Here is a 13,146-nt window from a genome sequence, read left to right on the forward strand (position 1 = left end):
CGTCGTCGACCCCCGTCCGGGCGCCGGGCGACCCGACACGCGCCCGGACGCCGCCGGTCCCGCCGAGCGGCCCGCCCGTCCGCGCAAGGAGCGTTCGTGGGGCAAGCGCATCCTGGCGATCGTGCTCATCCTCATCATCGCGGTGTTTGCCTGGGTCTATTACCTGTACTCCTATGGCAACGACAAGCTCGCCCACACGGCCGCGCTCTCCGGCGCGCCGGACACGCCGGGCACCACGTACCTCATCGTCGGCTCCGACGAGCGCGGCGAGGCGGTCAACGACCCCACGGAAGGCCACCGCGCGGATACGATCATGCTGCTGCACAAGCCCGAATCGGGCCCGGCGGCGCTCGTGTCCATCCCGCGCGACACCTATATTCACTTCCCTGACTCCGACGCCTACGGCAAGCTCAACGGCGCCTTCTCCTACGGCGGGGCCGAATACCTGGTGCAGACCGTGGAGGAGCTGACCGGCCTGACGATCGACCACTACATCCAGATCGGCATGGACGGCGTCAAGGACCTGACCGACGCGGTTGGCGGCGTGGAACTCTGCCTCGACTACGACGTCTCCGACGAGTTCTCCGGCCTCGAGTGGACTGCGGGCTGCCACGAAACCGACGGCACCACCGCCCTTGCCTTCTCCCGCATGCGCTACTCCGACCCGCTGGGCGACATCGGCCGCACCGAACGTCAGCGCCAGGTGGTGGCCAAGATTATCGACAAGGCCACCTCGCCTGCCACCCTGTTCAACCCGCTGAGCCAGCGGCACCTGGTTGGCTCCGTCGCCGAGACGCTCACGGTCAACGACGATTCCTCTCTCATGGACGTCGCCTACGCCGGCCTGGCCTTGCGCGACACGATCGGCCCCGACGGCCTCAGGGGCGCCCCGCCGATCGCCTCGCTCAACTACCCCGGCCCGGGCGGATCCTCCACCGTGTTGCTGGCCGACGAGGCCGAGCAATTCTGGGCCGACCTGCGCGACGGCGCCCTCACCCCCGATTCGTTCGCGAGCTTCTAAATGCACGACCTCGCCACCAAGTTGCTGCGCGGGCAATCGTTCAAGCGGTGGTTGGTAGAGTTTATCCAGTTCTGCACGGTGGGCTTGGGATCGTATGTCGTGGACGTCGGCCTATTCAACTTCCTGGCCTACTCCGGCGTAGTCCACCTGCCCGGCGACGCGCCCATGGTGGCCAAAACCCTCTCCGTCTTCGTCTCCATCATCTTCTCCTGGGTGGTCAACAGGTTGTGGACGTTCCGCAACAAGTCCGACAAGAGCCGGGGCCAGGAGTTCGTGCTCTTCCTCGCGATCAATATCGGCGGCCTGCTCATCGCGCTCGGGTGCCTCGGCTTCTCGCGCTACATCCTGGGCCTGGACTCCCAGCTGGCCGACAACATCTCCGCCAACGGGGTAGGCCTGGTGCTCGGTACGGCCTTCCGCTACGTGTGCTACCGCTACCTCGTCTTCACCAAGGCCCCCGCGGCCGACGAGTCCCGCTGAGCCGGCCTGACGCAGGCCCCACCCGTTTCTCGTCACGCAAAATTATTTCTGCACACTCAAATCGCGGATTTGAGTGACGCGAGAACACTTTTGGTGCCGAGAAAGCAAACGGCCGCTCGGGTACGGGCCCGGGCACGAGCCGGGCTCGGGACGCGGGTTCACGACGTCGAACGCCGGCTTAACGCCGACTGGCGGCCTAACGCCGGCCGCGGCGCGCGCCCACGGTCATAATCGCCCCGTGGGGCAGCACCTTGTTCGGGTCGAGCGACTTGGGCAGGGCCGACAGGGTGAGGGTGAACTCGGCATGCGCCTTGTTTGTCAGTTCGAGCCGGCCGCCGTCGATCTCGGCGAGCTCTTTGGCCACGGCCAGGCCGATGCCGGTGGATCCGCCGGTGGAATAGCCCTTCTCGAAGACATCCTCGGCGTCCTCGGCGGACACGCCCGGCCCCTCGTCGCGCACCTTGAAGATCACCGACTTTCCGGCAGAAGCCGCGGAGACCGACGTCGTGCCCGCGCCGTACTTGAGGGAGTTCTCCACGAGGGTCGCAAGGATTTGGGACAGCGAGCCGGGGGTGGCGAGCACGGCGCCGTCGAAGTCCTGGTCCAAGACAAGCTGGCGGCCCTCGCGCTGGTACGGCTTTGTCCACTCGTCACGGATCCGGTTGAACGCGCGCGAGACCGCGATCGCCTCCGTGGTGCCGCCCGATTCGGACTGGGAGGTGGCCATGAGCTCGCTGACCACGCCGGTGAGGCGGTCGATCTGCTCGAGGGATTTGTGGACCTCTTCGATGATCTCCTCGTCGTCCGTGAGGAATTCGATCTCCTCGATCCGCATCGACAGGGCCGCGAGCGGGGTGCGAAGCTGGTGGGCGGCGTCGGCGGCGAACTGGCGTTCCTTGGCGAGGCGGCCAGCCATGCGGTCGGCGCTGCGGGCGATCTCGTCGCTGATCAGGTCGATCTCCTCGATCCCCGACTGGCGGATCTGCGGGCGTACCCGCCCCGCGCCCAGTTGCTCGGCGGCGGCCGCCAGGTAGATGAGCGGTGCCGATATCTTGCGCGACTGCTTCATCGCCAGCGTCACCCCGGCCACAAAAGCCACGAAAATGAGCCCGACCGCGCCGGCCACCATGAGCCCGATCTTTTGCAGGATGTCCGCGCGCGGCACCTCCACGGTCACGAGCACGCCGGCGGCGTTGACCACCGACTGCTCGAGTGAGTACGGCGGCTCCTTCGTATCGGACTCCACCCTCGTGCCGTCGGGGTAGTTCACCACGATGTGGGCGTTATCGGGGTTGCCGTTCGTGGCGAGCCGGGTCAGCAACGACTCCGAAATGTACAGGTCATCCGCCGCCACGCGCTCCACCACCGTGGACACGGCAGTGGCCCGGTCGGACAGCTCGGTGTGCACCTGCTGCCAAACGAGCGAGACCGCGAACATTATCCCCGGCAGGCCCAAGATGAGGACGGCGACCGCCACGGCCGCCGTCGTCATCGCAATTGCGCGCCGCCGCATCGCCTAGACCTCGAAACGGAAACCCATCCCGCGCACGGTGCTGATGTACTTCGTGTCGTTCACGTCGTCGCCCAGCTTGCGGCGCAGCCACGAGATATGCATGTCAAGCTTCTTCGTGGACGAATCCGGCTCCGATCCCCACACGTCCAGCATGAGCTTGTCGCGTTCGACCACATTGCCCGCGTCGCGCAACAGCACGCGCAGCAGCTCGAACTCCTTGCCCGTCAGCTGCAGTTCGCGCGAGCCGACGTAGGCACGGTGGGCGTCCACGTCCATCGACACGTCCTGGGCCTTGAGCAGATCACTGCCCTCCTCGCCTGTGACTGAGCGGCGCAGCAGGGCGCGCACGCGCGCCAGCAGTTCGGCCAGGCGGAAGGGCTTCGTCACGTAATCGTCCGCGCCCGCGTCAAGGCCGACCACCATGTCCACCTCTTCAGAACGGGCGGTAAGGATAAGAATCGGGAAGGTCTTGGACCGAGCGCGCGCCGTGCGCGCCACATCGAGGCCGTCCATGTCCGGCAGACCAAGATCGAGGACCACCAAGTCAATGTGGCCGTCCATCTTCTCCAGGGCGTCCCGCCCCGTCTCTACCGCCTCGATGTCATATCCCTCGCGAGAAAAAGCACGCACCAGAGGCGCCGAAATCGCTGCGTCATCTTCGACTAGCAAAATCTTTGTCAATTTTCCGTCCAATCGTGAAAGGAACGCCGTTGGGATTTAGCCTAGTAAAGAAATCGCCAAGGCAAAAGTGGAACGATGCAAGTTCTACTCCTCATCAGGCATCACAGTGAGCCGCGCCGATTCGATGTATCCGATCCCGCGCAGCTCCGATCCGATGTTCTCCTCGAGCACGTACTTGTGGGCGTCGAGGGCGCGCAGGGCCTCGGCCGTGTCCCGGTCCACGACGATCGACCCCTCCGGCGCGATCGCGCACAGCCGCGAGGCGAGGTTGACGCTCGGCCCGAACACGTCACCGAAGCGCGAGACCACCCGGCCCCACACGAGCGAGGCCCGCACCTCTGGCATCGATGGGGTGGCACGCAACGCCTCGCGGATGCCGGCCACCGCCTCGGCGCCGGTGGCCAGGTCGTCCGCAATATAGAGGACGGCGTCTCCCACCATCTTCACTACGCGGGCGCCGAGGCCGGAGATGACGTCGCGGCAGGTGAACTCGAAGGTTTGGATGAAGTCCACCAGCTGGTGCGGGGAGAGCTGGCCGGAGCGGTCGGTGAAGGCCACGAGGTCCACGAAACCGAGCGCGCGCGGCAGCAAGATCACGTCATTGCCGGCGCGCAAGTTTTCCAGCTCCACCTCGGTGCGGCGCAGGAAGGAGGCCAGGTGGCGCCGCCAGGCGTACTTCATTTGGTAAATGAGGAATTCTTCGTAGTCGCCTATGTGGTCGAGCACCCAGTAGCGGGCCGAGAGTTCGTCGAGCCCGTGGCGGGCCTCGGCCTCCTCCACGAGCGCCTCATACTGCCACAGCACCAGGCGGTCGGCCAGGTGGCTTTGGGCGCGGACCAGGGAGTTTTGCGTGTCCTCATCGGTGCGGCCGAGGTCCACCATGTCCTGGTGGGCGCGCATGACGTCGACGTCGTACTCGGTAAACAGCCGCGATTCTGGGTCTTGAATGTAGGGGAAACCCATGGCGCGCCAGAAGCGGCGTGCAGAATCGGTGTCCATGTTGGCCAATTCCGCCGCCTCGCGCAGCTGATACTTTGCGGGCCCGTCAAGGAGCCGACGCACGTGCGTCTCGACTGTGGTTGGATGCTCGTCAGAGGACCCCGCAAACTCTGTGTTATGGGTCACACGAACCAGCCTAGCAATCTTCGACTCCTTTGCCAACAACTTTGGCAGCTTCCTCAACCTGCACAATCGTACCCTCTTTAACGTGCCCTGTCTCACGTCAACCGACTACTGTAGAGGCATGACTTCTCGACCCACCTCAGATATCGACATCCTGTGCAACCGCTACGTCTCCGAGGTCCTCGACCGCACCCCCGAGCTCGTCACCGCGCTCGGCCTTGGGCGCGACGACGACGGCGCCTTTTCCGACTACTCCCCCGAGGGCCTGGCCGACCTCAACGAGCTCAACGTTGCCACCCTCCGCCAGCTGTCGGCGCTTGAGCCTGCCGACTCCGTCGACCGCGTCACCAAGGCTGCCCTCACCGCCGAGCTGGAGCAGGAGATCGACTTCTTCGAGCGCGGGGAGGTGGGCGACATCAACGTGATCGCTTCCCCCTTGCAGTCGGTCCAGGAGATCTACGACAACATGCCGCAGGAGAGCGCCGCGGACTGGGAGCTGATCGCCCAGCGCCTGGCGAACACCTCCTCGGCCCTGCGTGGCTGGCAGGAGACCCTGCTGCGCCGCGCCCAGTCCGGCCCGCCCACTGCCGCCAAGCAGATCGAGCTGGCGATCTCCCAGGCAGAGCACAAGGCCGGCGCTTCCTCCCCGCTGGCGGAGCTCGCGGCCCGCGGCGGTGCGGCGCACCCAGACCTGGCCGGCGTCGTGAAAGACGCCGCCGACTCGGCGCGCCGCGCGTATGGCGAACTGGCCACTTTCCTGCGCGAGGAGATCCTGCCCCACGGAGCGGCCAGCGAGGCCTTCGGCCGCGAGCGCTACGCCCCGCGCCTGCGCAGCTCGACCGGCGCCACCCTGGATCTGGACGAGACCTATGAGTGGGGCCTTGAGGAGCTGGCCCGCATCGTCGCCGAGCAGGAGGCGATCGTGGCAGACCTGTACGGCAAGGGCGTCACGATCCCCGAGGCACTCGAGCGACTGAACGCCGACCCGGCCCGCCAGGTCCACGGCACCGCCGCGCTCAAGGCGTGGATGCAGGAGACCTCCGACCGCGCGCTGGACGACCTGCACGGCACCCACTTCGACATCCCTGACCCGCTGCGCAAGCTCGAATGCATGATCGCCCCCTCGGGCACGGGCGCCATCTACTACACCGGCCCCTCGGACGACTTCGCGCGCGGCGGGCGCATGTGGTGGTCGGTGCCGGCGGGCACCGAAGTGTTCCACACGTGGCAGGAGAAGACCACGGTCTACCACGAGGGCGTGCCGGGCCACCATCTCCAGATTGGCATGGCCACCTACGTCAAGGACTCGCTCAACGACTGGCGCCGCCACCTGTGCTGGAACTCCGGGCACGGCGAGGGCTGGGCGCTGTATGCCGAGGGCCTCATGGCGGAGCTCGGCTACCATGACGACCCGGCCGACTACATGGGCGTGCTCGATTCGGAGCGACTGCGTGCCACCCGCGTGGCGCTCGACATCGGCTTCCACCTGGGCAAGCCCTCCCCGAAGGGATACGGGCACATCTCGCCTGTCTGGACGCGCGAGGTAGCCTGGCAGTTCCTCCAGGACAACGTGGCAATGGACCGCGCCTTCCTCGCGTTCGAGCTCGACCGCTACTTGGGCTGGGCCGGACAGGCGCCGTCGTACAAGGTGGGCCACCGCATCTGGAAGCAGCTGCGCGCCGACGCCGAGGCCCGGGCCGCCGCCCGCGGCGAGGCTTTCTCGGTCAAGGACTGGCACATGCGGGCGCTCTCCATGGGCTCAGTGGGCCTGGACATCCTGCGCGACGGCCTGGCGGAATGATGAAGACCCTCCTCCTCGCCTCCGCTTCCCCCTCCCGCAAGGCCACACTGCTCGCCGCCCACATCCCGCCGCGCATCGCCGTGGCGGACGTGGACGAGGACGGGCTGCTCACCACAGCGAAGGCCCGCGGGCCGATCAGCGCGGCCGAGCAGGTCCAGCTGCTGGCCGAGGCCAAGGCGAAGAAGATCGCCGCCGAGCTGGACTTCCTGGACGGCGAGCCACCCACGGTGATCGTCGGTTGCGACTCGATGCTCGAGATGGGCGGGCAGGTGGTGGGCAAGCCGCACACGCCCGAGGTGGCCCTCCAGCGACTGCGCGCCATGCGGGGCAACGCCGGCGACCTCCACACCGGCCACTGCGTCATCGACGTGGCCACCGGGCGCGTAGCCGTGGGGACATCCACCGCCACCGTCCACATCGCCCACCTCACCGACGCCGAGATCGAGGCCTACGTCGCCACCGGCGAGCCGCTCGTGGTGGCCGGTTCCTTCACCATCGACGGCTACGGCGGCCCCTTCATCGAACGCATCGAGGGCGACCACCACGGGGTGGTCGGCATCTCCCTGCCGCTCCTGCGCGAACTGCTCGCCGAGCTGGGGCACGCGATCACGGACTTCTGGCCATGACCCGCGGCGGGGACGGCTTCATCGAGTGCCGCTGCGGGCAGCGCCACTGGGGGCTACTCGGCGCCGCCGGGATCCTGGCGTGGCGGCCCACGCCCAGTGCCAATGCCGTTGCTTCCGCTAACGGTTCCGCCGGGGCCGTTTCTGCCGGTGCTGTTTTTGCCGACGACGCCGTGGCATGCCCCGACGCCGACGCCCGGCTTGACACCCCCGCCCGCCCCGACCCACGCCGCGATGCCCGCGCCCACCCGGAAACCAGCGAGCATGCCGGCGCGGTGGAAGTGCTCGTGCAGCTGCGCGCGGGCTGGTCACACCACGGCGGCACGTGGGGCGTACCGGGCGGCGCGATCGACGTCGGTGAAAGCCCATGGGAAGGCGCTCTACGGGAGTTCTTCGAGGAGACCGGGATCGGCGAGCTCGAGCCGCCCACCGGCAGCCACGTGCTGGCCCACCCCGACTGGAGCTACACCACGTTCGTGGCCAAGATGGCAGACCCGGGCGCGGACGTCGTTATCAACCCCGAATCCGCAGACCTACGTTGGGTGAAGGCGAGCGAACTCGAGGCTCTAGACCTCCTGCCGCCCTTCCGGCGCGCCCTGCCCGAGCTGCTGGCCCACATCCCCGCCTAGCCGCCGGCCGCTGTCGCCCGCCGCCGGCACCCGCGCGCCGCCCACAGGTGCTATACAAAACCGCAAGATGCTGCACTACTTTACGGTTATTTAGTGCAGCATCTTGCGGATTAGTGCAGCATTTGCGCGGGCGGCCTGGCCGGCTGGCGGCAGGGACGCCTCAGGTGGCGCGACCGCCGCTGGCCGGTGCCCCGCCCGCAGGAGGCCTGGCCCGGCCGCCGGCAAGCTAGACCACGTAGTCCAGGTTCTCGTCGAAGGCCCGGTCCTGCTTGGTGCGATCGGACATCTTCACCCAATCCCGCTCGGCCTCACCCACGTACACCTGGCGCGGGCGGCCGATCTTCTGGGCCGGGTCGAGCACGAGCTCGCGGTACTGCGCGATCCAGCCGGGCAGGCGGCCGAGGGCGAACAGCGGGGTAAACATCTTCGTGGGGAAGCCCATCGCCTTGTACAGCAGGCCCGTGTAGAAGTCGACGTTCGGGTAGAGGTTGCGCTCCACGAAGTAGTCGTCCTCAAGCGCGGCCTGCTCGAGCTCCATCGCCATGTCGAACAGCTCCGTGTCGCCCTTGAGGCGGCCGAGGATGTCGTCGGCCAGGCCCTTGACAATCTTGGCGCGCGGGTCGTAGCTCTTGTAGACGCGGTGGCCAAAACCCATGAGCTTGACGTCGTTCGTCTTGTCCTTGACCTGCTGCACGAATTCCTTGATCGGGATACCGGCCTCGCGGATGTCGTCCAGCATGCGCAGCACCGCTTCGTTCGCGCCGCCGTGGAGCGGGCCGGACAGGGCGCCCACGCCCGCCGCCACCGAGGCGTAGATCGAGGCGCGCGAAGAGCCGACCAGCCGCACGGTGGACGTCGAGCAGTTCTGCTCGTGGTCCGCGTGCAGGATAAACAGTTTGTCCAGCGCGTTGACGATCGTGGGATCCACGTCGTGCGTCTGGTAGGGCAGCCCGAAGGTCATGCGCAGGAAGTCCTCCGTGTAGGACTTCGAGGCGTCCGGGTAGATGAGCGGCAGGCCGGTGGCACGCTTGGAGATAAACGCGATCATCGTGGGCACCTTCGCCAGCAGGAGGATGGAGGCCAGGTCGCGCTGTTCGGCGTCGTTCGGATCGAGCGTGTTCTCATAGTAGGTGCCCAGGCCCGCAATGCCGGCCTGCAGGATCGACATCGGGTGGCCTGACGACGGGAACGCCGTGAAGAAGCTACGGAAGTCCTCGTGCAGGAGGGTGTGCTTCTTGATGCGGCGCGTGAAGGCCGCCAGCGACGCCGCGTCCGGCAGCTCGCCATAGATGAGCAGGTAGGCAGTCTCGAGGAAGGAGGCACGCTCGGCCAGCTGCTCGATGGGGTAGCCGCGGTAGCGCAGGATGCCCTGCCCGCCGTCAATGTACGTGATCTCCGATTCGCACGAGGCGGTGTTGGTGAATCCTGGGTCGAGGGTGGTGGTGCCGCTCTGGCTGAGCATCTGGCCGATCCTAAAGCCGTCATTGCCTTCGGTGGCGGTGACGCGTTCGAGTTCAAGAGTCGTTCCATCGATCGTCAATTGCGCATTGTTAGACATCGAGTCTCCTTCGCGATCCTTCCCGACCACGTTGCCGGGCAGTTAACATTCATCACACTACCCGATTGCGGAGAAAAAGTGATCCCTTAAAGTCAAGATAAATGCACTAGGACCGTTTCAGCAGGTCAGAAATCCTTTCCAAGCGCTTGGCGGCTTCGTTAATTGCGAAATCGGTGGCGGTGAGCGACATGCGCACCCACCCGTCCCCGGCCTCGCCGTAGAACGTTCCGGGCGCCACCACGATCCCCAGCTGGGCGCAGGCGTCCACGATGTCCCACGACGTCGCCCCCTCGGCTCGCGCCCACAGGTACAGTCCCGCCACCGACGCCGGGTCGTTGACCAGGCCCGCCGCGTCGAGCGCCGCGAGCAGCGTTTCACGACGCCGCCCGTACACCTCGCGCTGGGCACTCACGTGTTCGCCGTCCCCGAGGGCCACGGCCATCGCATGCTGGACGGGGGCGGGCATCATGAAGCCCAGGTGCTTACGCAGCTCCACGATCGGGGCGATGATGGCCGGATCTCCCGCCATCCAGGCGGCGCGGTAGCCGGCCATGTTCGACTGCTTCGACAGGGAGTAAACCATGAGAAGGCCGCGCGGGTCGCCGCCGCACACGGAGTCGTCGAGTATGGAGGGCGCCTCGGCCACGTCCCAGCACAGCTCGGCGTAGCACTCGTCACTGGCCACGATAGCGCCGCGCTCGCGCGCCCAGGCCACGATCGCCCGCAACTGTTCCCGGGAGAGCACGTGCCCATTGGGATTTCCCGGCGAGTTCAGCCACAGCAGATCCACGGCCGGCCACGTGGACGGGTCGGCATCGGTGTCAATGAGAACGGTGGCTGCCCCCGCAAGCCGCGCCCCGACGTCGTAGGTGGGGTAAGCGACGTCCGGGAAGCCCACGCGCGCGCCCGCCCCCAGGCCCAGGAGGGAGGGCAACAGGCCCACCATCTCCTTCGAGCCGATCGTGGGCAGGACCCCCACGTCGGAGGTGATGCCACGCCGGGCCATCCACGTCCCGATCGCCTCCCGCAGCTCGGCGGTTCCGAGCACCGTGGGGTAGCCGTGGGCGTTGCTCGCTTCAGCGAGCGCCGCCTGTACCAGCGCAGGCGTGTCATCCACCGGGGTGCCGATTGTCAGGTCACACACCGGCCCCGGATACTGCGCTGCCCGATTCCGCGTGGGGACAAGCGTGTCCCACGGGAAATCGGGCAGGCTATCAGCGAAAAAAACCACAGCTAATCGTTGATGCCCTGCGGCAGGTTGGCGATCAGCGGGTGGTCCTTCTTGATCGGGCCCATCTTCGAGGCGCCGCCCGGCGAGCCGAGATCATCAAAGAACTCGACGTTCGCCTTGTAATAATCGGACCACTCCTCCGGGGTGTCGTCCTCATAGTAGATGGCCTCCACCGGGCACACCGGCTCGCAGGCGCCACAATCCACGCACTCGTCAGGGTGAATGTAGAGCATGCGCTCGCCCTCGTAGATGCAGTCCACAGGGCATTCGTCGACGCAGGCGCGATCCTTCACGTCCACGCAGGGCAAAGCGATAATGTACGTCACGCTATCCTCTTTCTCTTCCTCTTACTGCTCTCAATCCTAGTACGAAAGACGGACTCACCCGCACTTGACTGCGTGTACCGGCTGGTAGGTCCACGTGTACTGGGAATCCTCGTGGACCTCGCCGTTGAGCTTGACCACGCGGCCCACCGTCACCGTAAATCCGGGACCGCCCGCCGGCGAGGCCTCGCAGTCCCTGGCCGGGTTCGTCTTCGTCTCAGGCTGAACGTAGTTGTACGGCTGGCCCTGCCACACCTCCACGTCCCAGTAGTGGGTGGACCACAGGCGCGTGTAGACCCGGCCGTCCGCCACCCAGGCCTCCACCAGTGCGCCGTAGGGGGTGTTGTTCTTCCAGATCATCTCGATCTGCCCGCTCCACAGGGTGGACTCCAGGCCCATCGGGTAGCGGCTGAAGTACTTCGAGTGCGGCTTGTGGGCCACGTCCACCATGCCGGCCCGGTAGCCGATGTTGAAGGTGTTGGTGGACAGCTGGGACAGGCCGCCGCCCAGCGCCGTGGAGTTAAAGCCGTTGGAGACCACGCCGGAGGAGACGAAGCCGTGGGCCTCGTCGATCGGGCCGAGCGCTTCCTCAAGATTGAACTCCTCGCCGGGCTTGACGAGCGTGTTGTTGACCATACGCGTGCCGACCACCAGGTTGGTGGTGCGCACCGAGTCGTTGGTGAGCGGCGTGGAGATTTCGGAGACGACTTCCTTGATCCCCATCTTCTCAGCCGCCTCGGTGGTGAACTTCGGCTCCTGGACCGTGACCTCGGCGACGACCGTCCGGTCCGTTCCCTGTGGCAGCGCGAGCAGCGCCGTGGCGATCTGCTCCGCATCCACCGACTCCCCGCTCTCCGACGGGGTGATCTTCGGCGCGCCATCCATGATCGCGATCGTGGCGTCCTTCGGCGTCCCGAGCACGTCGCCCACGGCCTCTTGGATCACGGCGTTGAGCTTGTCCTTATCGACGACGAGCGACGCCTTACCCTCCGCCGTCGTGACACTCATCAGGTCGGCTGTCTGGGCCGGCTGAAGTTCGACCAGCGAATCCTTGACCGTGATCGAAATCTTGTCGCTCAGCAACGGGTCCACCGAGGAGGTGGCGAAGTCCTGCATGTCCTGCGTGGAGACCTCGGGGTCCACCGTGGTGGTGGGCAGCTCGATCGGAGCGTCACCCGCCAGCCAGTTGCCCAGGATCGTCTCCCCCGCCGCGCTGGTGTCCAGCGAGCGGCCCTCCTTCGCGTCGGTCACCTGGGTGGCCGCGTCCACGATCGCCAGCTCGGCGTTGGCCGGGTCCTGCTTGAATACCTCGCCCAGGCGTGCCACCTCGGAATCGAGGGAGGCCTGGTCGGCCGTGAGGACGGCGTCGACGTTCGCGGCGCCGGAGATGTGAGCCCAGAGCCGGCGCGGGTCGAGCGAGAAGCCGGTGAGCCCATGGAACGTCTTGTCGTAGTCGATCTCGAGGGCGATGTTGCCGGGATTGACCGCGTCGGACTTGTCATCGCCCGCCACGCCCACCTGGCGTGGCGTGGCGAGGACGTCCTGGAGGCCGGAGGCGAGGGTTTCGCGTGCCTGGGCCTCATTCATGCCGCCCACCTGCACGCCCGAGATCGACGTGTTGGACGGGATCTTGTCTTGATAGGCGTAGGCCGCGCCCGTATAGGCGCCACCAAGCAACACCACGGCCGCCGCCACCCAGGGCCACTTGCGCCGCTTCTTCTTCACGGCCTCCCCCTCACTTTCCGCAGGCACGCTCGCCGGTTCACCCGCCGGCACGAAGGCCGGAGCCGGGTTGGTGTCAAAGCGAGCGGTTTCTTCCGCGCCCGCGGGGCCGGCGAAGTGCTCGGTCTGCGCAAACTGCTCAGTGGCCGCAAACTGCCCGGCCTCTGTAGCGCCCATCGCCTGAGTCTGGGCCGGATCTGCCGCGCCCATCGCCTCGGTTGGCCGCTGCGCGGCCTCCATCGCCTGGGTCTCCTGCTCGGCGCCCGCCTGCTCGCCTGCCGGCTCACCGGCCGGGGTCTCTGCCGCGGTCGCGCCCGCCGAGTCGGCGCCGTTCGCCTCGTCGGTGGACTCATCGCCGAGGCGCCTGCGCCACGCGTCGACGAGGTTGTCGTCCTGGTTATCAGCCACGTTTTCTCCCTTGTTCACACCGATCTTACTAAGA

12 protein-coding genes are annotated in these 13,146 nt (G+C 66.8%); 5 read left to right on the forward strand and 7 right to left on the reverse strand.

Annotated elements, in window-relative coordinates:
- Together HMPREF3167_RS05035 and HMPREF3167_RS05040 are read left to right on the forward strand one after the other, a co-directional pair.
- The coding region (locus tag HMPREF3167_RS05035; RefSeq protein WP_246825739.1) for an LCP family protein at positions 1-1,021 on the forward strand (1,021 nt) is incomplete at its 5' end.
- A complete protein-coding gene (locus HMPREF3167_RS05040) occupies positions 1,022-1,501 on the forward strand; it encodes a GtrA family protein (protein WP_062613652.1) in 480 nt (159 codons plus the stop codon).
- 196 nt (positions 1,502-1,697) lie between these two features.
- Here the strand turns inward: HMPREF3167_RS05040 and HMPREF3167_RS05045 are convergent, their stop codons facing one another.
- The 3 genes from HMPREF3167_RS05045 to HMPREF3167_RS05055 form a co-directional block, all read right to left on the reverse strand.
- A complete protein-coding gene (locus tag HMPREF3167_RS05045) occupies positions 1,698-3,014 on the reverse strand; it encodes a sensor histidine kinase (RefSeq protein ID WP_068538799.1) in 1,317 nt (438 codons plus the stop codon).
- Positions 3,015-3,017: 3 nt separating this feature from the next.
- Positions 3,018-3,695 (reverse strand): response regulator transcription factor, encoded by a 678-nt coding sequence (locus tag HMPREF3167_RS05050; protein ID WP_062613654.1) that lies wholly within the window; start codon positions 3,693-3,695, stop codon positions 3,018-3,020.
- Positions 3,696-3,779: 84 nt separating this feature from the next.
- Positions 3,780-4,820, reverse strand: a complete 1,041-nt coding sequence (locus tag HMPREF3167_RS05055) for an adenylate/guanylate cyclase domain-containing protein (protein ID WP_062613655.1) — start codon at positions 4,818-4,820, stop codon at positions 3,780-3,782.
- A gap of 118 nt (positions 4,821-4,938) precedes the next feature.
- Here HMPREF3167_RS05055 and HMPREF3167_RS05060 point away from each other — a divergent pair, with 118 nt between their 5' ends.
- Genes HMPREF3167_RS05060 through HMPREF3167_RS05070 form a run of 3 tightly spaced genes read left to right on the forward strand, consistent with a single transcriptional unit; the run spans position 4,939 to position 7,870 of the window.
- Positions 4,939-6,618: a DUF885 domain-containing protein gene (locus HMPREF3167_RS05060; RefSeq protein WP_070445847.1), complete on the forward strand. Its 1,680-nt coding sequence runs from the start codon at positions 4,939-4,941 to the stop codon at positions 6,616-6,618.
- Positions 6,615-7,244 carry a Maf family protein gene (locus HMPREF3167_RS05065; RefSeq protein ID WP_210382967.1) on the forward strand — a complete coding sequence of 210 codons (630 nt, stop codon included), beginning with the start codon at positions 6,615-6,617 and terminating at the stop codon, positions 7,242-7,244. Before HMPREF3167_RS05060 ends, HMPREF3167_RS05065 begins: the two co-directional genes overlap by 4 nt.
- Entirely contained in the window at positions 7,241-7,870 is a 630-nt protein-coding gene (locus tag HMPREF3167_RS05070) for an NUDIX domain-containing protein (protein ID WP_062613658.1), read from the forward strand. Before HMPREF3167_RS05065 ends, HMPREF3167_RS05070 begins: the two co-directional genes overlap by 4 nt.
- A gap of 226 nt (positions 7,871-8,096) precedes the next feature.
- On the opposite strand, the gene HMPREF3167_RS05075 is transcribed toward HMPREF3167_RS05070, so the two are convergent.
- The 4 genes from HMPREF3167_RS05075 to HMPREF3167_RS05090 form a co-directional block, all read right to left on the reverse strand.
- On the reverse strand, positions 8,097-9,428 hold the full coding sequence (locus HMPREF3167_RS05075) for a citrate synthase (RefSeq protein WP_062613659.1): 1,332 nt from the start codon (positions 9,426-9,428) through the stop codon (positions 8,097-8,099).
- A 106-nt stretch (positions 9,429-9,534) separates the two neighbouring features.
- Complete coding sequence (gene dapC, locus HMPREF3167_RS05080; protein ID WP_070445853.1) at positions 9,535-10,659, reverse strand: succinyldiaminopimelate transaminase; 1,125 nt, start codon at positions 10,657-10,659, stop codon at positions 9,535-9,537.
- 2 nt (positions 10,660-10,661) lie between these two features.
- Positions 10,662-10,985: a ferredoxin gene (gene fdxA, locus HMPREF3167_RS05085; protein ID WP_062613661.1), complete on the reverse strand. Its 324-nt coding sequence runs from the start codon at positions 10,983-10,985 to the stop codon at positions 10,662-10,664.
- A gap of 54 nt (positions 10,986-11,039) precedes the next feature.
- A complete protein-coding gene (locus HMPREF3167_RS05090) occupies positions 11,040-13,112 on the reverse strand; it encodes a VanW family protein (protein ID WP_070445856.1) in 2,073 nt (690 codons plus the stop codon).
- Between the last annotated feature and the right edge of the window lie 34 nt (positions 13,113-13,146).

This window comes from Trueperella sp. HMSC08B05 (assembly GCF_001808405.1).
In the GTDB taxonomy this organism is placed as follows: domain Bacteria; phylum Actinomycetota; class Actinomycetes; order Actinomycetales; family Actinomycetaceae; genus Trueperella; species Trueperella bernardiae.

Coding starts and splice junctions, on each gene's coding strand:
- HMPREF3167_RS05040 (WP_062613652.1), top strand. CDS start 1,022: ATGCACGACCTCGCCACCAAGTTGCTGCGCGGGCAATCGTTCAAGCGG.
- HMPREF3167_RS05045 (WP_068538799.1), bottom strand. CDS start 3,014: ATGCGGCGGCGCGCAATTGCGATGACGACGGCGGCCGTGGCGGTCGCC.
- HMPREF3167_RS05060 (WP_070445847.1), top strand. CDS start 4,939: ATGACTTCTCGACCCACCTCAGATATCGACATCCTGTGCAACCGCTAC.
- HMPREF3167_RS05065 (WP_210382967.1), top strand. CDS start 6,615: ATGATGAAGACCCTCCTCCTCGCCTCCGCTTCCCCCTCCCGCAAGGCC.
- HMPREF3167_RS05070 (WP_062613658.1), top strand. CDS start 7,241: ATGACCCGCGGCGGGGACGGCTTCATCGAGTGCCGCTGCGGGCAGCGC.
- HMPREF3167_RS05075 (WP_062613659.1), bottom strand. CDS start 9,428: ATGTCTAACAATGCGCAATTGACGATCGATGGAACGACTCTTGAACTC.